Origin of the sequence: Chroococcidiopsis sp. CCALA 051, assembly GCF_003015105.1 — a bacterium.
GTDB lineage: Bacteria > Cyanobacteriota > Cyanobacteriia > Cyanobacteriales > Chroococcidiopsidaceae > Chroococcidiopsis > Chroococcidiopsis thermalis.
In genome coordinates, this window is sequence record NZ_PYCI01000064.1 from 1 (window position 1) to 24,399 (window position 24,399).

A 24,399-nucleotide genomic window follows, 5' to 3' on the forward strand; every position below is an offset into this window, starting at 1 on the left:
GTAGAAGAAGTGTGCCGCATGGTCAGCGATTGGGAAATTTACCGTCGCAAAGACTTACCACCGGAAGTCTGGGCATATCTCAGACACGAAGGCTTCTTCGGCATGATGATTCCCAAAGAGTATGGCGGTTTGGGCTTTTCTAACTTTGCCTACAGCGCCGTGATGATGAAGTTGGCATCGCGATCGTTCACCCACACGGCGACAGTGGGAGTGACGAACTCCCTCGGACCCGCTAAGCTATTGCTGCGATATGGTACTCCAGCTCAGAAGGACTATTATCTGCCCCGACTAGCCAAGGGGGATGAAATTCCCTGTTTTGCCCTGACCGAACCCCAGGCTGGCTCAGATGCGGGTAGCATTACTTCTGAAGGGGTCGTGTTTCAAGCTGAAGATGGAAAACTATATCTGCGCTTGAATTTCCGCAAACGCTATATTACTCTGGGCGCGATCGCCACTTTAATCGGTCTGGCGTTTCGCCTTCGCGATCCAGAAAATATGCTGGGAAAAGGAGAGGATGTAGGCATTACTTGCGCTTTAATTCCAGCGGATACGCCTGGTGTGGTTTTAGGACGGCGACACGATCCGATGGGAGTTCCGTTTTACAATTCTCCGGTTGAAGGGCATGATGTCATCATCTCCATCGACCAAGTTATCGGTGGTGTAGAACAGGTGGGTCAGGGTTGGAAAATGTTGATGCAGAGCCTGGCTGCGGGTCGGGGCATCAGCTTTCCTGCTACCTGTACCGGAGTTGCCAAACTCGTAGCGCGAGTGACGGGCGCTCACGCAACAGTGCGACAGCAGTTTGGACTGCCAATCGGTCGGTTTGAAGGAATTGAGGAACCCCTAGCTCGGATTGGGGGACTGACATATTTGATGGATGCCGCTCGGACTTATACTTGCGGGGCAGTCGATCGCGGCGAGCAACCTGCTGTTATTTCGGCGATCGCTAAGTACAACCTGACGGAACTCTCGCGTCAAATTATCAATGACGGGATGGATATTCTCGGTGGTTCTGGTATCTGTCGCGGTCCCAGAAACCTACTCGCAAATATCTACATTGCTACTCCGATCTCGATTACGGTTGAAGGCGCGAATATCCTCACTCGCACGATGATGATCTTCGGTCAAGGAGCGATCCGCTGTCATCCCTACGTCTATGCCGAAGTTATTGCCCTCAAACAGTCGGATGTCTCGGCTTTCGATCGCGCCTTTTGGCATCACGTTGGTTTCATGATGCGTAATGGTTGCCGTGCCTTACTGCTGAGTCTGTCTCGTGGCTATCTCGCCCGTCCGCCTGTAACTGGAGCTACTGCTAAATACTACCGCAAACTCGAATGGGCAGCCGCGACTTTTGCTTGGCTTACCGATCTGGTTCTCTTCTGTTTTGGTGGCACGTTAAAGCGGCGAGAAAAACTAACTGGACGATTTGCCGATATTCTTTCTTGGATGTATTTGGCAACAGCTACCCTGCGCCGATTTGAGGCAGAAGGTCGCAAGGAAGATTTACCCTTTATCCGCTGGGCAGTAGAATATGCCTTAGCTCAAATTCAGCTTGGATTTGAAGGAATTTTCAGTAACCTGTCCGTACCAATTCTCGGTAGTTTATTCCGAGGACCTGTGACTTGGTGGTGGCGGCTCAATGCGATCGGTTCTTTACCATCTGACCGACTTGGCAGTGAAATTGCTCGTAACCTTCAAACACCAGGACAGCAACGCGATCGCCTCACCGCAGGTATTTATGTTCCTGTAGATCCAAATGAAGCCTTGGGACGCTTGGAAAATGCTTTTCTCCTGTCATCCCAAGCCGAACCAGTATTCAAAACTATCAAAGCTGCCAGTCGTGAAGGTCAGCTGCCGTCAGGAAAACCGGAGCAGCTAGTTACAGCAGCACGTGAGGCTGAGATAATTACTCTAGAAGAGGCTGAGCTAATTCGTGCGGCAGAAATTGCTCGTAATGAAGCAATTCAAGTAGATACATTTACACTTTTGGAATACCAACAAGGAGTAGAGGATCGACAAGAACAACTGAAATTGATGGATCGAGCGGCTTTGTTGCCTAAATAGCTGGAGGCAAAGGGGAAAAACAAAATCTGCTGTTTCGGTCGATCTAGTTTTAGAGCAGGTAGAACGCGATCTGAAGTTATGAAACCATCGCCAATGGAGCAATTGTCGCATCAACTTTTGTTTCCCACAGCCGTCTCATCAGCTTACCCTCATACCTATGTTCGCGCAAACGTTTGTTATAGCTTTCTAATACGATGGTTTCTTCATATTTCCCAACCGACATAACTAGTCGATTGGGATCTCGCATTTGATAACTATATATACTAGGCGCGCTATTGTGGGAGATACTTTTATCTGTAAATACAACATTGGGATGCTTGGTATCGACACACCAAGACATATAGTCTGAGTCTAGTTTTTTACGATATTCCCAACTCATTTTAATTCCGAATTCAACTCGTTCTAGAGCGTGAATTTGGGCGATCGCCGATATTTCTGACTCATTCAACCAATCTACATTTAGCGTTAGTAACGGAGAAACCCAAATCCCCGTAGAACGCAACCAATAATCGTATAGCTGATAATGGAACGGCATAGTTGCATAAATTTCCTATGGAAAATCAACGCGATATACCGATCTCTACCAGCCGCGATCGCGGTTTTACGGATTATTTTAAAAATTTCCTTGACAAAATACTCGACTCATGCAGTTGTGCGTGTTCCTTGGCAGGGATTGTACGGGCGGGTTTTACCTGATAGCTATTCCTGTCAGAAAAATCTGTTGTCTAAACCCGCCCCTACTAATATTTGTGATTGGATGCTAAGAACAAAAGATCGATAATTTCGCCAAAACCCAATCCAAAACCGGCTACAACTGCTAAAAATAAAAAAGTATTGAATCGACTAAAACCAGCAAATCGCATTTCTACATTTGCCAAGAATGTGATAGCTAAAGGCATGACAATAATCGGAATTAAAATCGATCGCGCCGCAGCCAAAGCAATCAACACGCACACCAAAAGCATTGCTACAATCAATAGAAATCCTTGGGAAGCAAATTTCATGATTTGCTCTAAAGCAGCAATACTCTTCCAAGATAAAGCTAATCCTACAGCTGCTATGCAGGCTCCAACAAACCAAAAGATATGGTAGGCAGAGAGATACCATCCCAATAGTGCGTATGCTAGCCAGAGGGCAACAACAGGTAGCAGAGGGATTCTATTTAGAAGTCCTGCGTTCATAATAGAGTCTTAGTGCGATCGGGAACAGGTATAAAAGTGGTAGATAGCATGGAACTACCTGCATTTTAACTAAGCATCTGCAAACCCGCTTCCTACTGTAAGAAGAGTTAATTTATTTTGGTGAGTGGCTAGTGGCTAGTAGCTAGTGGCTGAATTCTTCATCTAGTCACCAGTCACTAGTCACTGACAACTAATAACTGTTCACTCATTTCTCTGTTTGAGTGCGACGAGTAACTCCATTTGACTCGTGGTTTTGTCAGGGTTGCTGGCGGTGATGCCGATGCCGCGAATAGAGTTGATAATGGCAGTAGCTTCTGGATCGATCGCGGTGCTTAAGGGTTTACTGGCAAGTAACGACATGGTTTTATCCATATCTAAGTAGAAGTAACCTGCATTGGGTTGTATTAAAGAACCAGTTGCAGCTTTGAAAACTTCGCTACTGTCAAGAGACTTACCAGAAGGCTTGGCGATCGCCTCTACAATCGGTTCGCCCACAGCGATAAACATTGTATCTCGGTCTAACCAGCCGTGACCGACAATCGCACCTTGGGCGGGAACTTGCCATTCGGTGACGCTATTACCATTTATATTTCTGGGAACGACAGCTAAAAAGTTACTTTTAGCGATCGCATCCAGTTTACCGAGAGTCGATTCAGCCGTAGCGCGATCGCTGGTTTGAAACATTAGTGCGCCGCCAAATCCCAAGGAACCTAACATACCCTGACTAGATGGAATTGCACCAATGGCAAATTCTCCATCCATCCAGCCAAAAACATCTCGGTCTAGATCGAGATTGTAACTTGTTTTGAACGATCGCCGAGCAGAGTCCAATCCTTGCTTGACTTCCGGTAAATCTCTAGTTTGGTCAACAAACGCCGCCCAAGTACGACTGATTCCCGCACCAGTCAGTAAAGCCAGCGTATCGACGGGGAATCGAGTGACGACCTTACTAGGAGAGTTTTGATAATGTATATTGATGGCATTAGAATTTAGCTGCGCGATCGCTTTCATCCGTATTCCCATGTCATCTACACCCACACCTGCAACTACGGCTTTGACCGATTGCAACTGTGCTAAAGTTTGTGGAGGTAATCCAGCCGGATTAGTAGCCGTTAATTGTTGAACTGCACCTGCATAATCGGGTAAATAAATTTGCGCGATCGGGTTTTTGAGTTGTAAGCTTTGGGCAAAAGTGCTGTCTATATCTGCTTTGGCAGCAAACGAAGGTTCTCCTTTATAAGTATCGATCGCTTGTTCTACTGCTTGTTTGGTTGGAGCGAGAACAACACGACTATCGAGGATGCTACTGTAAATTGGTGCGCCTTGACTGGTTGATTCAGTAATTTTTTGTCCTTTGTAATCGAATTCTTTACTCGTAACTGTTTTATCGGCTTTTAGTTTCTTGCTAAAGTTCCAGGCACTCAACCCATTTTTAATTCCTAGTACCAGTAAAATATTCGATTGAGGCGATAATGTTGTTGCTTGTACTTGCTTAGCAGAACCAGGTGGTAGTAAGGCAATTGCGACGCTACCCAACCAAGGTTTGATATCTTGTTCGTAATTAATCTTAGATTTTGTTAATACTTGGCGATCGAAGTCTTGCAGGCTTTTCTCAACTAACTTTTCGGCTTCAGGAGTGCCAAATCGCTGTAACTGCGCCAAAGCACTAGAATCGGTTGAAATAAAAGCTGCCATCAATGCTTCATCTGGTACGACTTTAGCACTTGCCAAAGGACTCGCGCCACTACCAAAATTCCCTTTAAAATACCAATAAGCCGCTGCACCTCCTGCGACAATCCCGATAGCTACAACAGCAGGGAGCAAATTTGATTTTTTCGTCGGCATTTTAATTATCCTTGCGATCGCCTCTGCTCAAATTCTTGTCAATCACCTATACAAATGTCATTGTGGTAATTTCGGATAAATATTAGGAAGTAGGGAGTTGTAGGGGCAGGTTTAGCGAGCCTAGCTACAATAGAACAAAATATTCAGCAGTTAAACCTGCCCGTACAGGAGTAGGGAAAATACTAATGACAACTCGTATGAATGAATACAAGCAGCAAATTATTACAGATTTTAATTCTAGAACTAATTATGACAACGAGTTTCGCCATCGTTTTGCCAAACCTTTAATAGAATTAGCTCAACTCAAGCCAGGGCAAAGAGTTTTGGATGTGGCAACTGGTACGGGAATCGTGGCGATCGCGTCCGCTAAAATCGTAGGAGATGAAGGTCGTGTAATAGGAGTAGATATTTCTAAAGGAATGCTAGCACAAGCACGGCACAAAGCTGAGTTAGAAAAATTACAAAATATTGAATTGATTGAAGCGGACGCGGACGATTTACATTTTGATGATAACAGCTTTGATGTGATTTTTTGTTCCGCTGCGATCGCCTATCTCACACATGTTTTTTCTTCCCTGCGTCAGTGGTATCGTTTTTTAAACACAGGTGGAATAGTAGCTTTTTCCTGTTTTGCTGAAACAGCTCATACTGCATCTATTTTATTTAGAGAGAAAGCACAACAATTTGGAATTACAGTTAACAATCCCAACGAACCACTAGGTACTCCTGAAAAGTGCCAAGCTTTACTTCAACAGGCTAGTTTTCAAAATATTGAAGTTGTAACTCGACAATTCGGTTTCTACTTCAAAGATGCAGAAACAGCCTGGAACGCACATGCTAATAATGTTTACGGTTACCAGGTGTGTCAACTATCACCAGACAAATTAGCGCAGCTTAAAGCAGAATACATGACAGAGATCCATGCCTTGTCAACGGAACAAGGATTTGGGCATGATGTTAATAGCTTGTTTGTTTTTGCTCGTAAAAGTTGAGTTTGAGATTTTTCATGATTAGTAACAGTGATAATACAATTAAACTCGATCAATTTTTAAAATTAATTGGCATAGCAGCAACAGGCGGACAAGCCAAACTAATAATTCAGGGAGGTGAGGTTCTCGTTAATGGCATACTGGAGACTAGACGCGGACGCAAGTTAAGATCGGGTGACAGTGTAACAGTAGCAGAACAAACTTTTGATGTAAATTTAGACGAGATTTAAGTTTTAATTAAAATTAGGCGATCGCATTAAGACACCAACCGCAACCCCCGCGCCAAATCTTTGCACAATTGCGTTGGTTTACTCAAGTCTGGCTTAATCAAACAGTCATCCGCAGCAAAATCATAGTCTGCTACCTCCAACTTTAACGCCCACTTGGTCAATGGCAATTTTCCCCATGTCTCTACAAACTCTACAACGCCTTTGGGTCTTTTAGAGCGTTCTACATTTTGCAAAGCACAGGCAATACTCAGTTGATTAAATCCCCTAATTAAAGGATCGGGATAGGGAAATGGATCTTTTTCTCCTGCTTTGATGCGTCCAAAATACTCCAGCACACCTGAAGCTAATAGAGAAAGTATTTCTGAGTGATTTAACTTAGTCGGATCGTAGCTCATGGGTTTGATAGACCAAATGGGTCGCCCCATATCAAACCAGAGAGCGTGACTTTGCGTAACTTTGAATGTGCCACTATTTAGAGTGGACACGAGTGAGAATTTGCAATCCACAATTTGCAATTAAACACAGACCAATTACCAATTACCCATTACCACTCTTAAGTGATAACTGATAACTGATAACTGATAACTGATAACTGATTTATAAAATCCCGACTGCGTGCAATAGCCCTTTGCCAGTGATTAGCTCGATAATCAGAGCGATAAAGCCGAGCATGGCAATTCTACCATTCCAAATTTCTGCCGAGGTCGTCATGCCCCACTGCCAGCGCTCTTGAGGGTACATTTTGACCCGCTTTTTCATTTGCGACACTTGAGACAGTTTAACGCTGGGAGAATTTAAGGCTTCGATGGTTAAATCTGCCATCCCATCAATAAACTGAGTGTGAGTGTTAAGCGCTGGGACGCGACGGAAGTTATGTATACCTACTGACTCTGCAACTTCTCTATACTCCATGTCAATTTCTTGCAGAGTTTCTATGTGTTCGGAGACAAAACTGATTGGTACGACAACCATATCTTGCACCCCTTGCTGACCCAATTCTTGAATGGCATCTTCTGTATATGGTTGCAGCCATTCTACAGGACCAACACGACTTTGATAAGCTAAGGTGTATGAATTGGGGCGGTTGAGGGTCTGCATTATCAGCGCCGTACATTCCTCAATTTCTTGCTGATAGGGGTCGCCTGCTTCCTCAACATAACTTTTTGGCACGCCGTGAGCGCTAAAGAAGACATGCACTGCATCAGGGTTGGAAAACCCATCTAACTCTTGAGCAATTAACTGCGCCATTGCTTGCAGATAGCCTGGTTGCTTGTACCAAGAGGGAATGACTGTATATTCAATGCTGTTTAATTTTGGGTCTTCTAACCACATTTGTTGCAGCAAGCGGAAGCTAGAACCACTGGTGCTGATGGAAAACTGCGGGTAGAGTGGTAAAATCACCAAACGGTCAATGCCATCGCGTTTGATGCGGGCGATCGCTTCTTCGGTGAATGGATGCCAGTAACGCATCCCAATGTACATTTGAGTTGGTTGCCCTTTTTCTTCTAGTCGTGCTTGTAGCGCTTGTGCTTGGGCTTCAGTGATGCGTCGTAAGGGGGAACTACCACCTATCTGTTTATAGTTTTCTTGCGATCGCTTCGTGCGTACGGTTGAAATCCACCATGCCAGGGGTTTTTGCAGCCAGGGAAACGGCAGGCGAATGATTTCCGGATCGGCAAACAAGTTAAATAGAAACGGTCTGACATCCTCTAGTCGATCCGGTCCACCTAGATTAAGTAATAGTACTCCCACTCGACCCATAGCAGTTTTGTTACCCCAATTTCTTCAGCTTTGTTACTGATTTTAACAATACATCTTTTAACAATACATCTTTATTCAGAATATCGGTCAACAAATATTTATGAGGATTGAAATATGGCAACAATATTACGAGAATGGAGCTATCGTTATCAATGGTTTTACGATACAGTTTCTCGACTAGCGGCGTTGAGCGTCGGCGGAGAAGGAAAGTTTCGTCAACTGGCTTTGCAAAACTTAACAATTCAGCCAAAAACTCAAGTTTTGGATCTTTGTTGCGGCAGCGGTCAAGCAACTGAACTATTGGTGAAATATTCTCAAGAGGTGACGGGATTAGATGCGTCTCCTTTATCTTTGAAACGAGCGCAACACAATGTACCGCAAGCCAAATATGTAGAGGCTTTTGCCCAAAAGATGCCTTTTAGCGATCGCAGTTTCGATCTAGTTCATAGCAGCATGGCAATGCATGAAATGACAGCGGAGGAATTGCGGCAGATTTTGAGCGAAGTTCATCGCGTCCTCAAGCCAGGAGGCATTTTCACTTTGGTTGATTTTCACCCACCGACGAATTGGTTATTCGTACCTGGAATCTATCTCTTTCTGTTTTTGTTTGAAACAGAAACAGCTTGGCAGTTGTTACGCGGGGATTTAGTTGAGTTGGTGGAAGAAGCGGGGTTCGAGTTACAAAATCGCGTTCTCCATGCAGGCGGAAGCTTGCAAGCGATCCAAGCGATCGCGCGAGCCAACTAATGCACTATTACCAATTACCCATTACCAATTACCATAAAATCTGAGGGTTGCATGATGAAGCATGATGAACACAACAGGTAAAGTTTACTTGGTCGGTGCGGGACCAGGAAGTATTGATTATCTAACTGTTAGGGCGCTGCAACTGTTGAGCCAAGCAGAAGTATTGATCTACGATGCTTTAGTCGATCCGCAATTGTTAGAACTAGTGCCGTCAAATTGTCTCAAACTCGATGTCGGTAAGCGCGGCGGACAATCTAGCACCCCTCAAGCAGAAATCGATCGCTTACTAGTAGAGTATTGCCAAACAGGACAACAGATCGTTCGGCTCAAAAGCGGCGATCCGTTCATTTTTGGACGAGCCGCAGCAGAAATTGAGGCATTAGTTACCGCAGGCTGCCCATTTGAGGTTATACCTGGAATTTCTTCAGCCTTAGCCGCACCCACCCTAGCAGGAATTCCCCTTACCGATCCGGTGATGAGTCGTTGTTTTGCCATAACAACTGCCCACGAACCGGAACTTGTGAATTGGGAAGGCTTAGCATCAATTGGAACGCTAGTGTTTCTGATGGGAGGGCAACAGTTATCAGAAATAGTCAAACAATTAGTTAGGCATGGGCGATCGCCTCATACGCCAATTGCGATCGTGCGTTGGGCGGGAACCGCAAAACAGCAAGTTTGGACTGCCACCCTCGAAACAGTTGTAGCGCAAACCGATGGCTTAAACCTTTCTCCTGCGGCGATCGTAGTTGGTGAGGTCGTTGGCTGGCGCGAGTACTTGCAACCGCAGGAGAAGAGACAAGGGGGACAAGGGGGACAAGGGAGACAAGGAAGTTATTCTAGTCACCAGCCACTAGCCACTAGCCACTCTCCCCACGCACCACTTTCTAATAAAACTATCCTCGTCACCCGATCGCTAGGACAATCGAGTCAATTTTGCGATCGCCTTGTAGAGATGGGTGCGACAGCTATTGAGATGCCAGCATTAGAGATTGGTGCGCCTTCGAGCTGGATAGAATTAGATAATGCGATCGCGCAGTTATCGGATTTTGATTGGTTGGTTTTGACTTCTACAAATGGTGTAGATTATTTTTTTGAACGCTTGCTAGCTAAAGGTAAAGATATGCGGGCGTTAGCAGGGGTAAAAATTGCTGTAGTGGGACAAAAAACCGCTCAGAGTCTTCAACAAAGATACTTACAACCAGATTTCATTCCTCCCGATTTTGTCGCGGATTCTTTAGTAGAAAACTTTCCTGGAGCTTTAGTAGGTAAAAGAGTTTTGTTCCCCAGAGTTGAAACTGGAGGACGAGAGGTATTAGTCAAACAATTTACTGCCAAAGGTGCAGATGTGGTAGAAGTTGCGGCTTATGAATCTCGTTGTCCGCAGTCAATTGCACCTGAAGCATTAGAGGCGTTACAGAGTCATAAAGTGGATATTATTACTTTTGCTAGTTCTAAAACAGTCAGAAATTTCTGCCAACTCATAGCACCATATAACAACATTAATTTAGATGGAGTTTGTATAGCCTCCATTGGTCCCCAAACCTCTAAAGACTGTATCACTCATTTGGGAAGAGTTGATATAGAAGCAGAGGAATATACTTTGGATGGTCTGTTGCAAGCAATTTTAAATTGGGTAGAAAAAAGTGAGTCGTGAGCCGTGAGTAGCGAACGGATGGAAAATAATTTTGAATTCCGAATTCCGAATTCCGAATTCCGAATTATTGGTCTCACTGGTGGGATTAGCACTGGTAAAAGTACTGTTTCTCAATACTTAGCAAATGAATATCATTTACCCGTTCTTGATGCAGATATTTATGCCAGAGAAGCCGTGCAACTTGGGTCGCCAATTTTAAATGCGATCGCCCAGCGTTACGATAAAAACATTTTGCAGGCTGATGGGACGCTGGATCGCCAACAACTAGCGCGAATTATCTTTAACAATTCTACAGAAAAGCAGTGGTTAGAAAGACAAATTCATCCTTACGTGCGCGATCGCTTTGAGCAAGAAATAAATAAATTATCTGTTCCTATAGTTGTATTAGTTATACCTTTGCTCTTTGAAGCAGAAATGACAGATTTAGTTACAGAAATTTGGGTTGTTTCCTGTTCCCCTCAACAGCAAATAGAACGACTGATACAGCGCGATAATTTAACTGTAGAACAAGCACAGGCGCGAATTAACAGTCAAATGCCACTATCAGAAAAATGCGATCGGGCTGATGTTGTTTTAGATAATTCTTCTACCTTGGAAGATTTGAAACAGCAGGTAGATTTAGCGATAAAAAAATTTAACAGTTCCATTAGACCTCCTGCATGAATCAAAAAATCATGGATGTCATTCTGTTGGCGAAGCCTTCCCGAAGGGTACGCAACGCAGTGTAGTGAAGAATCTCCCAGATGTTTCGCTTCGCGTGTGGATGACAATTCAAGTATTCACGCAGGAGGTCCATTCACTAGATACAGGCAACCTCTCGAATGTAACTAGCTTTATTGATACGTTCCTTTCACGATGAGATTGATGTTGTTTGAAGCTGTTTTTCTATCGCATCACAGGCAACATTCACCCCATTTTCTGTTTGAATAATCCGTCCAATTTCTATTGCTTTGGTTGTGTAAGCGGGATTTGCTAACAACTTACGCAATTCATTTGCTACCCGCAACGCTCGATACTGCTGGCGAGGAATTGTGCGAGAAGTTCCTAAACGTTCGACCCGTGCGGCATTATCCGGCTGGTCGTGACTGTAGGGCATAATTAAGGTTGGACGACCTGCACGTAATGCTTGAGTCGTCGTCCCAATTCCTCCCTGATGCGCGATCGCACAAGCGTGAGGAAAAATCTGCGAATATGGTGCATAGCTAACTGCCAAAATGTCTGATGAAAGGTTCTCTGGAGGCGCATTTTTCCCAATTAACAACACAGCACGGCGGTTTAACAGCTTTGCAGCTTGAATGCTTTCCTGATAGAAGTTACCAGGAGTCATCACTGCGGCTGAACCAAGGGTAAAAACGATTGGCGGTTCACCTGCATCTAAAAATTGCTTGAGTTCCAGTGTTAGTGCCGCTCCATTTTGACTACCATCATAAAATGTCGAACCTGCGACTACTGTATTTGCAGCCCAGTCGGGTTGAGGTTTTGCCAATACAGGAGAGAATAGGGCGATCGTCAGATAAGGGGAAAACTTATCGTCAATGAAGGGATTGCCAATCAGTGCAGGTAAACCAAGTTCGCGACGAAATTGGCGAACGGGTTCAGCCCAAGACTTGCTGACAAGCTTGGCAAAGTTGATGACTCCCCGATTAGCGATCGCCCCAAAACCGCGCAACTTTGCTAAAAATGGAAATGGAGCTAATACAGGCGGATCGTAAACCGAGAAAAACGAAATTGGAGCCATTGCACTTGTTGCCCATCGTATCCCCAATTTTTCCGCCACCATCCGAGCTGCAACAACTCCTTCACCTGCAAAAATAAAATTTGCACTCTTGACACTTTGCATCAAATCTGAATACATCTCGCGTAAACTCGGACAAACCCACTTGCGGACGATATATTCTGAACCTGTCCGCACGTCCATCGCCTGCGCCATCTTTTGAGGATCGTCTATGCCATCAGGACGCATACGATGAAACTCAAATCCCAAAGCTTCGATTTTGGCTTGATATTCTCTATGCGTGGCAAATGCAACATCATGACCGCGTTGCCGTAATTCTAGCGCGATCGCAATTTTGGGATGTAGGTCGCCAAGGGAACCAATTGTAGTTACAACAATACGACTCACGATTTCGCCTCTCGGTCTGCATCAGTTGCGGCGATCTTCACGATCCCTCCCGTACCAACAATCTCCAAACTTCTCTTCGGATTAGTGGTGTTACTCTGCTTACGCTGTCACCATCTCCGACTCAATATCGGGAGACGCGGGATCGAAATGTAACACCATAATTTGCTCTGGTCGTAAACCACAAGATTCGTAAGTACGTCCGTTGCGATCGCTAAACTCGACTTCATACGCACTACCACCAGCTAGGATCTCAACCACTGTACCAACCTGTCCACGCCACAAGTTAAATTCGGGCAAATCGACTATCAATGCTACTACATCGAGCAACTTGACTTCACTTATCGCCATCCTACATCGCCTCTAGTATTACAGAGGATAACAAGTCGTTAGCCTTGGAATATCGGAATCATGTTCGACGATCCAACCACTACGAATCGTTGCACTTCTATTTTGCCATTCGACTGAAAAATCAAGAGTATAGCGTTGTCCAAATCCGTCGCATCTTCCCAATTGCGCTTCATAAGTTTTGACAACTTCGAGTAGTATTTGCCTTAAATCTTCCGCATCATCAATAGTTATGCCAAGTATTGATGAAAACAGACGAGCTTTATGTTTTCCGTTTTCATGGTTTGAGTTTAGGCAATAATCTCGTAATTTACGAATATCGACGACTGCGTTTTCCGCATTCGGAATTAGCATTACATTGCAATACTCTAGTCAACTCTTTGGCTGGCGCGCCCTTACTCCCCGCTCCTCAAGAATGAAATGGCACTGTGATTAAGGGTAAAAGAGCCAATAACAACCACAACCAAGACCAATTAAATTGCGGTTGGGTAGAAGGTGCTGATGGTTCTAATAAAGCATTGATGCGTTCGCTCAAGCGCTCTGCTTGACTAGCAGCGCTGAAGGCTACACAAAAATTCGTCATTGGCACGATCGCGGAACGCACGACTAATAACAAAGATTCTGCTAAAGTCAGCGGATCGACTTGCTGCGCCGCCCGATTATCTGCCCGCAATTCCCGCAACAGCAATAACTCTTCCCATAAAGCTTCTGTTTGTGGCAACCATCCAGTACAAGTCCGTATCCAACCTAGCCAGAAAAACCAGAAAGTATCTCGATAGTGGTAATGTGCTTGTTCGTGGGCAATGACAGCGGCTAACTGTTCTGGGGTAAGGACGTATAGCAATCCCTGGCTGACAACTAATTCCGGTCGCCAGAAGCCAACTAAAGCGCTGAACAAAATGGGAGTTGCTAAAATCCGACAAGATGCTCCCTCTACTTGCTCTTGGGGATAAGTACGAGTCTGGCTCACAGCCCGCCAGCCTTGCCACGCCAGTTTAACCCCCAGCGCGATCGCCACGATAAAGCCAATTACCGTCAGTCCGTAGCTATACCAACCTACAGACAAACCCAGCATCTTGCCTTGGGTTCCCATGCATAATACCGAGATTCCGGCGATCGCTAACATTAACGGCGGAAAAAGAAAAAACCACAGCGTTTGTTTCCAGCGTTGTTGCCAATCACCTGAAACTGATGACCAATTCTGTCGCACGTTCCAAGCTACTGCCAATGCAGCCAAAATCATGATGGTATGCATTACTTCTCCTCCCGTTGTTGGCGTGCAGCTTGAATGCGTTTAGCGATCGCATCGAGCTGTTCTAAGCTGGTGCGATCGAGACTATCGGCAAAGGCAGCTACAACATCAGGGTTGCCAACCGCCAGAAAGCGATGTAGCTTTTCATGCGCCTCTATAACTTGCGCTTGTTCCTTCGTTACCAACGGTCGCCAATAAAACACCCGTTCTTGTTTATCGCAAGCCAACCAGCCTTTTTCCGTCAGGCGGCGCAGTACCGTGGTGACAGAAGTATAGGCTAACTCTCGATCGGGATCGGCAAGAATGCGATCGTGTACGTCCTTGACAGTCACGCGATCGAGTTCCCAGACGATATTTAAAATCTCTGTCTCTAATGGACCAAGGGAAAGCTGTTTGGGACGGTAATTGGGCAGCGGAGACATAAGCTAAGTCAAAAGTCAAAAGGTAAAAGTCAAAAATTACTGATAACTGGTCACTGATAACTGATAACTGACAACTGGTTACTGCTTTCCAGGTTACACCGTCAGTGTTATCTCTCGCGACATTTTTTGTGAAAGTTTGACTTTGTGAAAGTTTGACATCTTGTCTTTTGACTGCCATTCAGAATGCAATCTAAGCTAGGTGTTCGATTCCAGCCTGCTCTTATACGAAAGGTTAAAAAGTCCTTGATTCTGGGGTGGAAGACCTCCACCCTTTTTCGACATCCTAGTTTGATGTCTTAGCTGGATTAATCTGCCGAGCCTATTTGCGAAAGAAGGAGATTGAAAGAATGCGAACGATCGCGTTAGCTTTGCTATTGGCTGTTGCTATTTGGACTCTAACTTTTCCCAATGCAGCCTTAGCAGCAGACATAGCCAACGGAGCCAAAGTGTTTAATAGCAACTGTGCTGCTTGTCATATGGGAGGAAAAAATGTGGTGATGGCGACAAAAACACTACAGAAAGATGCTTTAGAAAAATATAGTATGAATTCTCTAGAAGCAATTATCAACCAAGTCACAAATGGTAAAAATGCTATGCCTGCCTTCAAAGGAAAATTAAATGTCCAGCAGATTGAGGATGTCGCCTCTTACGTACTGGAAAAATCCGAAAAAGGATGGAGCTGAAGTCAGTTGTCAGTTATCAGTTGTCAGTTATCAGGGTGTGGGGAATTGGTAGTTGGTAATGAGTAATGGGTAATTGGTGGTTGTTGGTTGTTGGTTGTTGGTTGACCGCTCCCTTGTCCCCCTTGTCTCCCTTGTCCCTCTGCTCCCTGCTCCCTGCTTCCTCTGCCCCCCTGCTCTCCCCTCACTAGTAGCTATGTATCGAGTTGCTCTCATCTGCTGCGTCACATTTGCGGTTTTGCTGTTTCCATTAAACGCTCAGGCTCAGCCAGCAGCGAATTTTTTGGAGATGCACGACCATCAAACTAAATCTCGAACGGTAGAAGACATATTCAAACGAGGGGTATATCAAACGCTAATAGGAAAATATCGAGCCGCGATCGCAGATTTTTCTCAGGTTATTTTGCTCCAACCCAACAACGCTACAGCATACGCTAATCGAGGTTTAGCACGGGCTGCTAAGGGCGATCGCCAAGATGCATTAAAGGATTTCGATCGCGCTTTATCACTGAATCCAGATTCGGCGATCGCCTATTACAACCGAGGTTTTACGCTTTCCAAGCTCGAAGACTATCACGGTGCGATCGCTGATTTTGACCGTGCTATTCGCATCGATCCTGAAGATCCAAGTGCTTATCATTGTCGGTGTCTCGTGCGTTATAAATTGGGTGATATGGTAGGTGTAGCGGAAGATTTACGCACGGTTGCTCAAATATATTTGCAACACGGTAAACTCGATGCTTATACCAATCTGCTTGCAGAACTCAAATCTCTGCATGAACTAAGTCACCCGAAAAGGGAGCGATCGAGCGCACGAGCAGTTATCAGTTATCGTAGGGGCGGGTTTAGTCAATAGATTAACTATTAAAACAGTAGATCGGGAGTCAAAACCCGCCCGTACAGAAGTCGGTTATCAGTGACAATTTAATTCCGAATTCCGAATTCCGAATTCCGAATTCTTCCTATAAGGGAGAAGCATCAATGTAGATGCGCATTTCGCGAACGAGATCGTCTTCCATGCGAAACACGATCGCGCATGGTATTGCGATCGCTTTACAACGATCGCACATATGAGTTGTTTCCATTTGGCAAATTACAGCATCGTCAATTTCCCAAATTTCATTGATTTCAAAAGAAGTTCGGGCGCTCCGACTGAATTGACTTGCTTGGATTAAGGATGCGATCGCGGCTTTCCCAACCGCAGGTGGATGATTGCCAAATCGACATAGGGCATCTTCAGTAAAATAAGTCATGGCACTCTCTACATCCATTGCCTCGAACAACCCGATCAAACTCCTAATAATCTCTGTTTGGGTAATAGCAGCCATACTGGATCGCAATTCCATCTGAAATTAATCGAAAAGATGAAGGCTTAAGGCTAAAAGCTACAATCCTAACGCCGATCTGGTTTAGCTTGATTTCATCCTTAATTTCAAATTAAATGAAGCCCTGATTTTTTACAGCCTGAAAAAGTCAGAAGTTATCCGCACCATCTTGATTGTCTCAATCGAGAAGTCATGAATCGTCTGAAAAAGTCAGATCTACGTAGTGCGTGAGGAGAATTCGGAATTCGGAATTCGGAATTCGGAATTAAATGGTCGCTGATAACTGATAACTTTGTAGAGACGTTACATGTAACGTCTCTACACTGATAACTGCTCCCTACTCCCTGCTCCCTGCTCCCTATTTACTGATAACTGACTCAGAAAAGCTTAAACAATTAAAAAAATCTTAAACTATATAGAATTTTGAACTTTTAAGTATATAGGGGATTTGCGACTGATTTCTAGTGTAACTTAATAGAGAAACACAAAAAAATAAATACAAACTAGCGAAAAAAAACAAACATAGCCTAGAACAGTCAAAATCATCAAAGAACAAATTTTTATTAAAAAATGAACGTTGACGAAGCACTAGTAATTCTAGATGCATTTCTCGATCGGGGACTCAACGACATTCAGGAACTAGTCTTTCGCAAAGCCTGGGAAGGTCAGACTTATCCCGAAATCGCCGAAAGCTCTGACTACGATGCTAATTACATTAAAGATGTAGGTTCTAAACTATGGAAGTTACTTTCTAAAGCTCTCTCAGAAGAAGTCACGAAAAGTAACTTTCGTGCCGTCTTGCGGCGACGAGCTTCAGAACTAGGGAGCAGGGAGAATTCGGAATTCGGAATTCGGAATTCGGAATTTGGAATTCCAAATTCAAAATTTAGCACTCGTCTCTCGCCTCTCGCCTCTCGCCTTTCACCAACTACCAATTACCAATTACCAATTACCCACATAGACTGGGGCGAAGCGGTAGATATAGCAACATTTTACGGGCGGAGCGAGGAGTTAGCGACTTTAGAGCAGTGGATTAAGAACGATTCGCCTAGAGGCGACAGCTCCGCTTCACGCTGTCGTTTAGTGGCAGTATTGGGTATGGGTGGTATGGGGAAAACTGCCTTATCGATCGCCCTAGCAGAAAACTTGCAATCAGAATTTGAATATATTGTTTGGCGCAGTTTGCGTAACGCTCCGCCTCTAGCAGAATTACTCGGTGGGATCGTTCAATTTCTCTCTCATCAACAAGAAACAGCGGCGACATTATCCCAAGATCTCGATCGCTGTATCAGTATGCTGCTGGAATATTTGCGCCACCATCGCTGTTTGTTAGTACTAGATAACGTCGAAAGTATTCTGCGTGGGGGCGAACATGCAGGACAATATCGAGAAGGATATCAAGCCTATGGCGAATTATTACAACGCATTGGAGAAGTCCGTCATACGAGTTGTTTAGTACTAACTAGCCGAGAAAAACCAAAAGAAATTGTCTTGCTCGAAGGCGAAACACTACCAGTACGTTCTCTACAGTTGGAAGGTCTAAATATTGCCGCAGGACGAGAAATTTTTCGCGCTAAGGGAAATTTTGTCGGTTCCGATTTAGAGTGGCAAAGGTTAATCGAGCATTATGCTGGGAATCCTCTTGCTTTAAAGATGGTGGCTGCGGGAATTCAGGATTTATTTGATAGCAATCTAACTATATTTTTAGCAACCTTACGCACGGGAACATTAGTTTTTGATGATATCCGCGATTTATTAGAGCGGCAGATGAATCGGATATCAAAATTAGAAATAGAAGTGATGTATTGGCTGGCAGTCGAACGGGAACCAATTGCTTTTACAGCACTGCGAGAGAATGTTCTGTCCTTAGAAGCGAAGCAAAAACTACCAGAAACTCTTCGATCTTTAGGACAGCGATCGCTGATTGAGAAAACCGCTACGGGCTTTACCCAACAACCAGTTGTAATGGATTTTGCGATCGATCGCTTTATCGAACGCATATGTGGAGAAATAGTCAGGGGGGCGATCGGTTTATTTAACAGTCATACCATTCTTGAAGCGCAAGCAAAAGATTACATTAGAGATACGCAAATTCGGCTGATTATCATACCACTTGTCGATAAACTTTTAGCTCAAACAAATCTCAGTAGCCTTGTCGATCGCTTAGGGCAAATTCTAACTAATTGGCGACAAAGAGCGGCGCGATCGCCAGGGTATTTGGCAGGAAATATTTTGAACTTGCTAACTCATCTCAAGATCGATCTGCGCGGATGGGATTTTTCTAACCTCTGCGTATGGCAAGCATATTTAGCCGGACGCAACTTAAAGCAAGTCAACTTTGCCCGTGCCGATCTTGCCAAATCGGTTTTTACCGAAGATTTAAGCGTGACTCCAGCCGTAGCTTTTAGTCCCACAGGCAAGCTATTAGCAACAGGAGATGCTGATGGAGCAATTCGGCTATGGCAAGTTGCAGATTGGAAAAAACTGCTGACTTTGAAAGGACATACAAATTGGATCTGGTCGGTTATGTTTAGTCCTGACGGTAGTGTTTTAGCGAGTGCCAGCGATGACAAAACAGTTCGTTTGTGGGATACCCGTAGCGGTGAATGCCGTTGTATTTTGCCACATACACATCGCATTTGGTCAGTGGCTTTCAGTCCCGACGGCAAAACTATAGCTAGTGGGAGTGAAGATAGTACTGTCAAGCTATGGCATTGGCAGACAGGAGAATGTTACCAGACTTTGTTCGGACATACGAACTGGATTAGAAGCATCGCCTTCAGTCCCGATGGCAAAACCCTAGCTAGTGGTAGTGTAGACTGTACCGTGCGATTGTGGGATGTTGGCACGGGAGAGTGTATCAAAACTCTACAGGGACATACAACTCAAGTCTGGTCAGTTGCCTTTAGTCCCGATGGCGAGATGCTCGCTAGTAGTAGCGATCGCACTGTCAAGTTGTGGCAAACTAGCACGGGGGAATGTCTGCGGACTCTATGCGGACATACAAACTGGATCAGGACTGTTGCTTTTAGCTCTGGGGGAGATATAGTAGCCAGCGGCAGCGAAGATTATACAATTCGACTCTGGGACGTACAGACGGGAGAATGCTGTCGGACGCTGGCGGGACATACAAATTGGATTAGATCTGTAGCTTTTAGTCCTGACGGCAAAACCTTGGCTAGCGGTAGCGGCGACCACACGATCAAGATCTGGAATGTCACGGATGGAAAATGTATCAAAACCCTTCAGGGTTACACTAGCCGCGTCTGGTCGGTTGCTTTTCATCCCCGTCCGCTAGCCTCACATCCAACCGGAATGCTAGCTAGCGGTAACGATGATAAAACCGTGCGATTGTGGAACGTCGAAACAGGAGAGTGCGATCGCACGTTACACGGTCATGGTAATAGAGTTTGGGCTGTTGCCTTTAGCCCTGACGGTCAAACCATAGCCAGCGGTAGCGGTGACTATACCATCGGGCTTTGGAATGCTTCAACTAGCGATCGCTACAATACGATCCAAGCCTACAGCGGAGTCAGATCCCTGGCTTTTCACCCCAACGGCTACATTTTGGCTGGTGGCTGCGATGACTATACGGTGAGGTTATGGGATATCCTCAGCGGCAAAACCCTGCATAAGTTGCAAGGGCATACCAACCGAGTCTGGTCAGTTGCCTTTAGTGTAGATGGCAACTTTCTAGCTAGCGGTAGCGACGACCACACAATTAAGTTGTGGAATACTGAAACCGGAGAGTGCCACAACACGTTACAAGGACATGACAATTGGGTGTGGGCAGTTGCCTTCAGTCCTGACGGACAAACCCTGGCAAGTGGTAGCGGCGATCGCACAGTCAAGTTATGGGATTGGCAAACGGGGAAATGTTACCAAACTCTCCAGGAACATACAAGCCGAGTTTGGTCAGTTGCCTTCAGCCCTGACGGGCAGACTGTAGCAAGTGGCAGCAGCGACTATAGCATCAAGTTGTGGAATGTCGAAACTGGTGAATGCAGACATACTCTCCAGGGACACACCGATTTAATTTGGTCGGTTGCTTTCAGTACTGACGGACAAATTCTTGCCAGTGGCAGCCAGGATGAGACGATTAGACTATGGGATGCAAATACAGGCAAATCTCTCAAGATATTGCGGGCGCAAAGACCCTATGAAGGGATGAATATTGCTGGCGTAACTGGTTTAACTGAGGCAGCGATCGCCACTTTGAAAGCTTTAGGAGCAGTGGGATAATCAGTGAGTCGTGAGTGGCTAGTGACTGGTGACTAGTGACTCGAAAAGAGTCCAGCCACTAGCCACTAGCCACCGATAACTGTTATTCTCCTGCCGCTATTCCTTCGCGACGGGGATCGGCTCCACCGACTAGACCTTTTTCGGTACGGACGATCGCATGAGAACCGCTGATTTGTTCTACAATTTGTACGGAATGACCGATCGCCTCTAAGCTTTGCTGAAGGTTAACAAGATTTGTATTTGCTTCTAGTTCCGTTGCCCCGTCGCGATTGCCATAATGGGGTAGGGATACTGCTTGTTGGCTGTCTAAGTTCCAGTCTAAAACGGCAATTAATGCTTGCGCGACGTAGTTGATAATTCTAGCACCGCCAGCCGAACCAACTGCCATCACCAGCTTACCCTGGCGATCGAATACCATAGTGGGAGCCATCGAACTTCTAGGGCGCTTTCTCGCTTCTACCCGATTGGCGATCGCTTTTCCATCGGGTGTTGTGGGTGAAAAAGAAAAATCTGTGAGTTGATTGTTGAGTAAAAAGCCCCGTACCATCAATCTAGAGCCAAAAGTATCTTCAATACTGGTGGTCATAGAGACTGAGTTGCCATTGCGATCGACAATTGTTGTATGGCTGGTTGAGGGAAATTCGATCGCATTATCTTGTCCCCAGACTAACTTTTGTGGCGATCGCAATTCGCCTGGTTCGGCATCGGTTAAGGCGCGTTGAGGATTAATCAGCTTGGCGCGATTATTCAGATATTCGGGATCGATTAATTCATTGACTGGTACGGGAACGAAATCAGCATCAGCCATATATAAGCCTCGGTCGGCAAAAGCTAGCCGTCCTGCTTCGGCAAATAAATGCGCTGCTTGGGATGATTCTGGTTTGAGGGTAGATAATTGAAAGTTTTCCAGCATACCGAGAATCTGCAACACGGTTAAACCACCAGAACTAGGTGGTCCCATACTGCACACTTTGTAAACTCGATAAACTCCACATACAGGCGATCGCTCTTTGGCTTGGTATGTTGCTAAATCGTCAGTTGTTAAGTCGCCTGCTACGGTAGCTTTTTGGACTGTATTCGCAATGTCTCTGGCAATTTCACCCTGATAAAAGGCATCAGCACCGGAATTCGCAATCCGGCTCAATACCTCAGCATAAGGACGATTGACGAGAATTGTCCCCACAGGTTTAGGCGTGCCATCCGCTTGATAGAAATAGCTGCGAGCTGGTTCTAGGCTTGGTAAATACTTTTCTTTGCTGAGGCGATCGTACAATAAAGGCGAGATGGGAAAGCCCTGCTGCGCCAGTTGAATTGCGGGTTGAAATAGTTCTCGCCAAGGCAACTTACCATGTGCCTTGTGTACCATTTCCAGCATCCTGACTACTCCAGGTACGCCGACAGACTTTCCACCTACAACCGCATCGTAAAATTGGAGTGGCTTGCCATCTGCATTCAGAAAACGATCCGGTCGAGCCGCTGCTGGAGCCGTTTCGCGACCGTCATAAGTGCGAACTTGTTTGCGTTTGGCATCGTAATAGGTTAAAAAAGCCCCGCCACCAATTCCAGAATACTGCGGCTCAACTAAACCTAGTACCATTTGAATGGCGATCGCCGCATCAACAGCACTACCTCCCCGCCGCAGAATATCACTACCTGCTGCCGCTGCTAGCGGGTGAGCTGCCACTGCCATATACTTTTGAGTGCGTACAGCTTTGCGAACCGCGCGATCGTTGCTAATTACTGGTGCAACTCGCTCTTGTCCTACAGTTGGAGATACGATGGTACTGAAGACAAGGGCTAGTAAACCAAAGTAGAGGCAAAATCTATTTGCTTTCATCAGTGTAATTCTACTTCTCGTTAGCAGGATACCATCCTGCCGGAATTACTTCAAAATTCCATACATCTTTGAAAATATACATTTGTTCTATTATTTTCTCAGGAGCGAGAGTTCCTTTGTTACCTGCTTGCCAATCTTGCCGATCGAGGGTTCCCATTACCAAATACTCATTACCAATGAATTCAGGATGAGATTGGCTAAAGCTAATAGCTAACAATGATTCAATTTCCTGTTTTTTAGTGATGATGAGATCGCAATTTGGGCAATATCTACATTGTTTATTGAGTAAAAAAAGTTGATGTGGATCGATATGAATGACTAGGGGAATTTTACGAATTTTAGTTTTTGTTTCACATTTAGGGCATTTCGTGAAGGCGGAGTCTTCATAGGGATTCAGAAAAAACTTATGTCGTTTTCTAGGCTTCACCCCTTTAGATTTATTAGAGCTATTCCTTGGCATATTACTAATCCTTCTCTAACAACTAATGAGTAGAGGGAGTTATTAAGCAATGTCGGGAGGAATTTGATTGAAGGGACTAGCGGGAGTCGATCGCGGTTGCATTTGCAGCTTTATTAACTTTTGCAATTCTCTCCGTTGGATATCCGTTCCCCGATTTAGATCTCCTGGGGTATCGAAGAAAATGATACTGTCTACTGTTTCCAGGGCAAAAAGCTGAAATAATATGTGAGTGACGGGTAAGGGTGAAGCGACAATTTCCGGGTCTTGTTCCGAGACTGCTACAGCTGACACATCTGCAAGCGTAGGGAAAGCGTAGATAACGCGCTTGGTCACTTTTGGGTTGGCGCGATCGCTTAACGTAGTGACTACCCAGTCTCGATCTAAGTTTTGCAAAATATAGTATTCTAAATGGCGCAGCCTGCCAGCAAGCAGTACCAATACAGGAGCGACAGCAGCAACAACTTGCGGAGTCACGCCATCTTGAGGCGCTTCGTCAATCAGGACTTTAATTTGTCGGTCTAAATCCATATGACACAAAAGCTGCTACCATCACCCTGAGTTTACCCCATTTAGGCAGCAGGGAGTAGGGAGCGCACGAGCAGGGAAAGAAATGTGGTTTCTGACTCGTGATTTGTGACTTGCGATCGCAAATAGGGGATGCATCGATCGCATCCCCCACTTTGGCTAAACTTAATTAGCTAGGCTTATTGGTAGTACTTCAGCTCTGCTTCCAATTGGGAAGTCAAGCGATCGTCACCCTTGGCTCTGGCAGCTTGCAAGCGCCGTTCTAAGCTTTCCAAAATATTCGAGCGATGAACTCTTGCTACCTCTTTGTAGCTTGGCTTTCTACTTGCATTCATGGCTATTTACTCCTTGCTTCGATCTTTTTCTAGCCTTCAGTACCTACTTCTGATGCTGTGCGTTGTAGCATGGACTGCTGGCGGTTGTGTTGCTTCTGACGATTCAAGCTCATTAACAATCTTGCTTGCGCAGAAACAGACACGCGATCGGAGTTAGATTGAATACCAATATTGTTAGATTTCATATTCGCCTCTTTCTTGTTGTTGTGTTACGAATGAGGCGCGTTCCTTCGAGAGTTTTTCTCTACTTCCGTCCCTCCACTGGAGAGATGAACGATTTATCCTTTACATTCATTACAATATCAGCCATTTTTCTCATTTGGGTCTATCTGAGGACGGAATGAATCATAAATCTAAATAAGTTAATGTAACTTAAACTACAA

Annotated in this window: 27 protein-coding genes and 1 riboswitch; of the genes, 10 read left to right on the forward strand and 17 right to left on the reverse strand. The window is 45.1% G+C overall.

The genetic code is table 11. From position 1 onward, the window contains the following. On the forward strand, positions 1-2,064 hold a 2,064-nt coding region (locus C7Y66_RS16600; protein ID WP_106546444.1), incomplete at its 5' end, for an acyl-CoA dehydrogenase. Between the two features lie 76 nt (positions 2,065-2,140). Here the strand turns inward: C7Y66_RS16600 and C7Y66_RS16605 are convergent. Further along, on the reverse strand, positions 2,141-2,599 hold the full coding sequence (locus tag C7Y66_RS16605) for a hypothetical protein (RefSeq protein ID WP_106546445.1): 459 nt from the start codon (positions 2,597-2,599) through the stop codon (positions 2,141-2,143). Between the two features lie 17 nt (positions 2,600-2,616). On the opposite strand from C7Y66_RS16605, the gene C7Y66_RS31155 reads away from it, so the two are divergent. Continuing rightward, on the forward strand, positions 2,617-2,760 hold the full coding sequence (locus C7Y66_RS31155) for a hypothetical protein (protein ID WP_158265943.1): 144 nt from the start codon (positions 2,617-2,619) through the stop codon (positions 2,758-2,760). Positions 2,761-2,804: 44 nt separating this feature from the next. Here C7Y66_RS31155 and C7Y66_RS16610 read toward each other — a convergent pair whose 3' ends face one another. Then, on the reverse strand, positions 2,805-3,245 hold the full coding sequence (locus tag C7Y66_RS16610) for a hypothetical protein (RefSeq protein WP_015154924.1): 441 nt from the start codon (positions 3,243-3,245) through the stop codon (positions 2,805-2,807). Between the two features lie 201 nt (positions 3,246-3,446). Further along, positions 3,447-5,090, reverse strand: coding sequence for a DUF3352 domain-containing protein (locus tag C7Y66_RS16615; RefSeq protein WP_106546446.1), 1,644 nt, complete (start codon positions 5,088-5,090; stop codon positions 3,447-3,449). 185 nt (positions 5,091-5,275) lie between these two features. On the opposite strand from C7Y66_RS16615, the gene C7Y66_RS16620 reads away from it, so the two are divergent. After that, the gene (locus C7Y66_RS16620; protein WP_106546447.1) at positions 5,276-6,082 is read left to right on the forward strand and encodes a class I SAM-dependent methyltransferase; all 807 of its coding nucleotides are present in this window, start codon (positions 5,276-5,278) and stop codon (positions 6,080-6,082) included. A 14-nt stretch (positions 6,083-6,096) separates the two neighbouring features. Then, a complete protein-coding gene (locus C7Y66_RS16625; RefSeq protein ID WP_015154921.1) occupies positions 6,097-6,309 on the forward strand; it encodes an RNA-binding S4 domain-containing protein in 213 nt (70 codons plus the stop codon). 26 nt (positions 6,310-6,335) lie between these two features. Here the strand turns inward: C7Y66_RS16625 and C7Y66_RS16630 are convergent, their stop codons facing one another. Together C7Y66_RS16630 and hemH are read right to left on the reverse strand one after the other, a co-directional pair. After that, positions 6,336-6,734 carry a hypothetical protein gene (locus tag C7Y66_RS16630; RefSeq protein WP_015154920.1) on the reverse strand — a complete coding sequence of 133 codons (399 nt, stop codon included), beginning with the start codon at positions 6,732-6,734 and terminating at the stop codon, positions 6,336-6,338. Between the two features lie 172 nt (positions 6,735-6,906). Further along, the gene (gene hemH, locus C7Y66_RS16635; RefSeq protein WP_015154919.1) at positions 6,907-8,070 is read right to left on the reverse strand and encodes a ferrochelatase; all 1,164 of its coding nucleotides are present in this window, start codon (positions 8,068-8,070) and stop codon (positions 6,907-6,909) included. Between the two features lie 114 nt (positions 8,071-8,184). Here hemH and C7Y66_RS16640 point away from each other — a divergent pair, with 114 nt between their 5' ends. The 3 genes from C7Y66_RS16640 (at position 8,185) to coaE (ending at position 11,134) form a co-directional block, all read left to right on the forward strand. After that, entirely contained in the window at positions 8,185-8,817 is a 633-nt protein-coding gene (locus C7Y66_RS16640; RefSeq protein WP_106546448.1) for a class I SAM-dependent methyltransferase, read from the forward strand. Positions 8,818-8,878: 61 nt separating this feature from the next. Beyond that, positions 8,879-10,471: a uroporphyrinogen-III C-methyltransferase gene (cobA, locus tag C7Y66_RS16645; protein WP_106546449.1), complete on the forward strand. Its 1,593-nt coding sequence runs from the start codon at positions 8,879-8,881 to the stop codon at positions 10,469-10,471. An 18-nt stretch (positions 10,472-10,489) separates the two neighbouring features. After that, positions 10,490-11,134, forward strand: a complete 645-nt coding sequence (gene coaE / locus C7Y66_RS16650) for a dephospho-CoA kinase (RefSeq protein WP_106546450.1) — start codon at positions 10,490-10,492, stop codon at positions 11,132-11,134. Positions 11,135-11,321: 187 nt separating this feature from the next. Here the strand turns inward: coaE and C7Y66_RS16655 are convergent, their stop codons facing one another. From C7Y66_RS16655 to C7Y66_RS16675, 5 genes are all read right to left on the reverse strand, one after another. Then, the gene (locus C7Y66_RS16655) at positions 11,322-12,593 is read right to left on the reverse strand and encodes a glycosyltransferase (protein WP_106546451.1); all 1,272 of its coding nucleotides are present in this window, start codon (positions 12,591-12,593) and stop codon (positions 11,322-11,324) included. A gap of 99 nt (positions 12,594-12,692) precedes the next feature. Next, positions 12,693-12,941 (reverse strand): DUF4926 domain-containing protein, encoded by a 249-nt coding sequence (locus C7Y66_RS16660; RefSeq protein ID WP_106546452.1) that lies wholly within the window; start codon positions 12,939-12,941, stop codon positions 12,693-12,695. 18 nt (positions 12,942-12,959) lie between these two features. Continuing rightward, positions 12,960-13,292: a DUF6883 domain-containing protein gene (locus C7Y66_RS16665; RefSeq protein WP_106546453.1), complete on the reverse strand. Its 333-nt coding sequence runs from the start codon at positions 13,290-13,292 to the stop codon at positions 12,960-12,962. Between the two features lie 55 nt (positions 13,293-13,347). Beyond that, positions 13,348-14,193 carry a M56 family metallopeptidase gene (locus C7Y66_RS16670; protein ID WP_106546454.1) on the reverse strand — a complete coding sequence of 282 codons (846 nt, stop codon included), beginning with the start codon at positions 14,191-14,193 and terminating at the stop codon, positions 13,348-13,350. After that, positions 14,193-14,612 carry a BlaI/MecI/CopY family transcriptional regulator gene (locus C7Y66_RS16675; protein ID WP_015154911.1) on the reverse strand — a complete coding sequence of 140 codons (420 nt, stop codon included), beginning with the start codon at positions 14,610-14,612 and terminating at the stop codon, positions 14,193-14,195. The genes C7Y66_RS16670 and C7Y66_RS16675 overlap by 1 nt, the downstream gene beginning before the upstream one ends. A 347-nt stretch (positions 14,613-14,959) precedes the next feature. Between C7Y66_RS16675 and petJ the strand changes: the two genes are divergently transcribed. Beyond that, positions 14,960-15,295, forward strand: a complete 336-nt coding sequence (petJ, locus tag C7Y66_RS16680; RefSeq protein WP_106546455.1) for a cytochrome c6 PetJ — start codon at positions 14,960-14,962, stop codon at positions 15,293-15,295. A gap of 23 nt (positions 15,296-15,318) precedes the next feature. Here the strand turns inward: petJ and C7Y66_RS31160 are convergent, their stop codons facing one another. Further along, positions 15,319-15,480, reverse strand: coding sequence for a hypothetical protein (locus C7Y66_RS31160; protein ID WP_158265944.1), 162 nt, complete (start codon positions 15,478-15,480; stop codon positions 15,319-15,321). Positions 15,481-15,488: 8 nt separating this feature from the next. Between C7Y66_RS31160 and C7Y66_RS16685 the strand changes: the two genes are divergently transcribed. Beyond that, positions 15,489-16,148, forward strand: coding sequence for a tetratricopeptide repeat protein (locus tag C7Y66_RS16685; protein WP_106546456.1), 660 nt, complete (start codon positions 15,489-15,491; stop codon positions 16,146-16,148). 106 nt (positions 16,149-16,254) lie between these two features. On the opposite strand, the gene C7Y66_RS16690 is transcribed toward C7Y66_RS16685, so the two are convergent. Next, a complete protein-coding gene (locus C7Y66_RS16690) occupies positions 16,255-16,638 on the reverse strand; it encodes a nuclear transport factor 2 family protein (protein WP_106546457.1) in 384 nt (127 codons plus the stop codon). A gap of 549 nt (positions 16,639-17,187) precedes the next feature. On the opposite strand from C7Y66_RS16690, the gene C7Y66_RS16695 reads away from it, so the two are divergent. Beyond that, positions 17,188-20,859: a WD40 repeat domain-containing protein gene (locus C7Y66_RS16695; RefSeq protein ID WP_106546458.1), complete on the forward strand. Its 3,672-nt coding sequence runs from the start codon at positions 17,188-17,190 to the stop codon at positions 20,857-20,859. Between the two features lie 82 nt (positions 20,860-20,941). Here the strand turns inward: C7Y66_RS16695 and ggt are convergent, their stop codons facing one another. The 5 genes from ggt to C7Y66_RS31935 all read right to left on the reverse strand — a co-directional run bounded on the left by ggt (position 20,942) and on the right by C7Y66_RS31935 (position 24,201). Then, the gene (ggt, locus tag C7Y66_RS16700) at positions 20,942-22,696 is read right to left on the reverse strand and encodes a gamma-glutamyltransferase (RefSeq protein ID WP_106546459.1); all 1,755 of its coding nucleotides are present in this window, start codon (positions 22,694-22,696) and stop codon (positions 20,942-20,944) included. Between the two features lie 10 nt (positions 22,697-22,706). Then, the gene (locus C7Y66_RS32505; RefSeq protein WP_015154905.1) at positions 22,707-23,156 is read right to left on the reverse strand and encodes a hypothetical protein; all 450 of its coding nucleotides are present in this window, start codon (positions 23,154-23,156) and stop codon (positions 22,707-22,709) included. A 42-nt stretch (positions 23,157-23,198) separates the two neighbouring features. Then, positions 23,199-23,684 carry a hypothetical protein gene (locus C7Y66_RS16710; protein ID WP_106168458.1) on the reverse strand — a complete coding sequence of 162 codons (486 nt, stop codon included), beginning with the start codon at positions 23,682-23,684 and terminating at the stop codon, positions 23,199-23,201. A gap of 176 nt (positions 23,685-23,860) precedes the next feature. Beyond that, positions 23,861-24,016 (reverse strand): hypothetical protein, encoded by a 156-nt coding sequence (locus C7Y66_RS31930; protein WP_015154903.1) that lies wholly within the window; start codon positions 24,014-24,016, stop codon positions 23,861-23,863. A 29-nt stretch (positions 24,017-24,045) separates the two neighbouring features. Then, positions 24,046-24,201, reverse strand: coding sequence for a hypothetical protein (locus tag C7Y66_RS31935; protein ID WP_015154902.1), 156 nt, complete (start codon positions 24,199-24,201; stop codon positions 24,046-24,048). 34 nt (positions 24,202-24,235) lie between these two features. After that, a riboswitch (Glutamine riboswitch) is annotated at positions 24,236-24,294 on the reverse strand. Positions 24,295-24,399 lie beyond the last annotated feature (105 nt).

Bases quoted from the DNA above. Each gene is read 5' to 3' on its own strand.
- C7Y66_RS16605 (WP_106546445.1), bottom strand. From the start codon at position 2,599: ATGCCGTTCCATTATCAGCTATACGATTATTGGTTGCGTTCTACGGGG.
- C7Y66_RS16640 (WP_106546448.1), top strand. From the start codon at position 8,185: ATGGCAACAATATTACGAGAATGGAGCTATCGTTATCAATGGTTTTAC.
- cobA (WP_106546449.1), top strand. From the start codon at position 8,879: ATGATGAACACAACAGGTAAAGTTTACTTGGTCGGTGCGGGACCAGGA.
- C7Y66_RS16615 (WP_106546446.1), bottom strand. From the start codon at position 5,090: ATGCCGACGAAAAAATCAAATTTGCTCCCTGCTGTTGTAGCTATCGGG.
- C7Y66_RS16675 (WP_015154911.1), bottom strand. From the start codon at position 14,612: ATGTCTCCGCTGCCCAATTACCGTCCCAAACAGCTTTCCCTTGGTCCA.
- ggt (WP_106546459.1), bottom strand. From the start codon at position 22,696: ATGAAAGCAAATAGATTTTGCCTCTACTTTGGTTTACTAGCCCTTGTC.
- C7Y66_RS31930 (WP_015154903.1), bottom strand. From the start codon at position 24,016: ATGAATGCAAGTAGAAAGCCAAGCTACAAAGAGGTAGCAAGAGTTCAT.
- C7Y66_RS16670 (WP_106546454.1), bottom strand. From the start codon at position 14,193: ATGCATACCATCATGATTTTGGCTGCATTGGCAGTAGCTTGGAACGTG.
- C7Y66_RS31935 (WP_015154902.1), bottom strand. From the start codon at position 24,201: ATGAAATCTAACAATATTGGTATTCAATCTAACTCCGATCGCGTGTCT.
- C7Y66_RS32505 (WP_015154905.1), bottom strand. From the start codon at position 23,156: ATGCCAAGGAATAGCTCTAATAAATCTAAAGGGGTGAAGCCTAGAAAA.
- C7Y66_RS16695 (WP_106546458.1), top strand. From the start codon at position 17,188: ATGAACGTTGACGAAGCACTAGTAATTCTAGATGCATTTCTCGATCGG.
- C7Y66_RS16710 (WP_106168458.1), bottom strand. From the start codon at position 23,684: ATGGATTTAGACCGACAAATTAAAGTCCTGATTGACGAAGCGCCTCAA.
- C7Y66_RS16660 (WP_106546452.1), bottom strand. From the start codon at position 12,941: ATGGCGATAAGTGAAGTCAAGTTGCTCGATGTAGTAGCATTGATAGTC.
- C7Y66_RS16625 (WP_015154921.1), top strand. From the start codon at position 6,097: ATGATTAGTAACAGTGATAATACAATTAAACTCGATCAATTTTTAAAA.
- C7Y66_RS31155 (WP_158265943.1), top strand. From the start codon at position 2,617: ATGGAAAATCAACGCGATATACCGATCTCTACCAGCCGCGATCGCGGT.
- C7Y66_RS16690 (WP_106546457.1), bottom strand. From the start codon at position 16,638: ATGGAATTGCGATCCAGTATGGCTGCTATTACCCAAACAGAGATTATT.
- C7Y66_RS16630 (WP_015154920.1), bottom strand. From the start codon at position 6,734: ATGGGGCGACCCATTTGGTCTATCAAACCCATGAGCTACGATCCGACT.
- petJ (WP_106546455.1), top strand. From the start codon at position 14,960: ATGCGAACGATCGCGTTAGCTTTGCTATTGGCTGTTGCTATTTGGACT.
- hemH (WP_015154919.1), bottom strand. From the start codon at position 8,070: ATGGGTCGAGTGGGAGTACTATTACTTAATCTAGGTGGACCGGATCGA.
- coaE (WP_106546450.1), top strand. From the start codon at position 10,490: ATGGAAAATAATTTTGAATTCCGAATTCCGAATTCCGAATTCCGAATT.
- C7Y66_RS16610 (WP_015154924.1), bottom strand. From the start codon at position 3,245: ATGAACGCAGGACTTCTAAATAGAATCCCTCTGCTACCTGTTGTTGCC.
- C7Y66_RS16620 (WP_106546447.1), top strand. From the start codon at position 5,276: ATGACAACTCGTATGAATGAATACAAGCAGCAAATTATTACAGATTTT.
- C7Y66_RS16685 (WP_106546456.1), top strand. From the start codon at position 15,489: ATGTATCGAGTTGCTCTCATCTGCTGCGTCACATTTGCGGTTTTGCTG.
- C7Y66_RS16665 (WP_106546453.1), bottom strand. From the start codon at position 13,292: ATGCTAATTCCGAATGCGGAAAACGCAGTCGTCGATATTCGTAAATTA.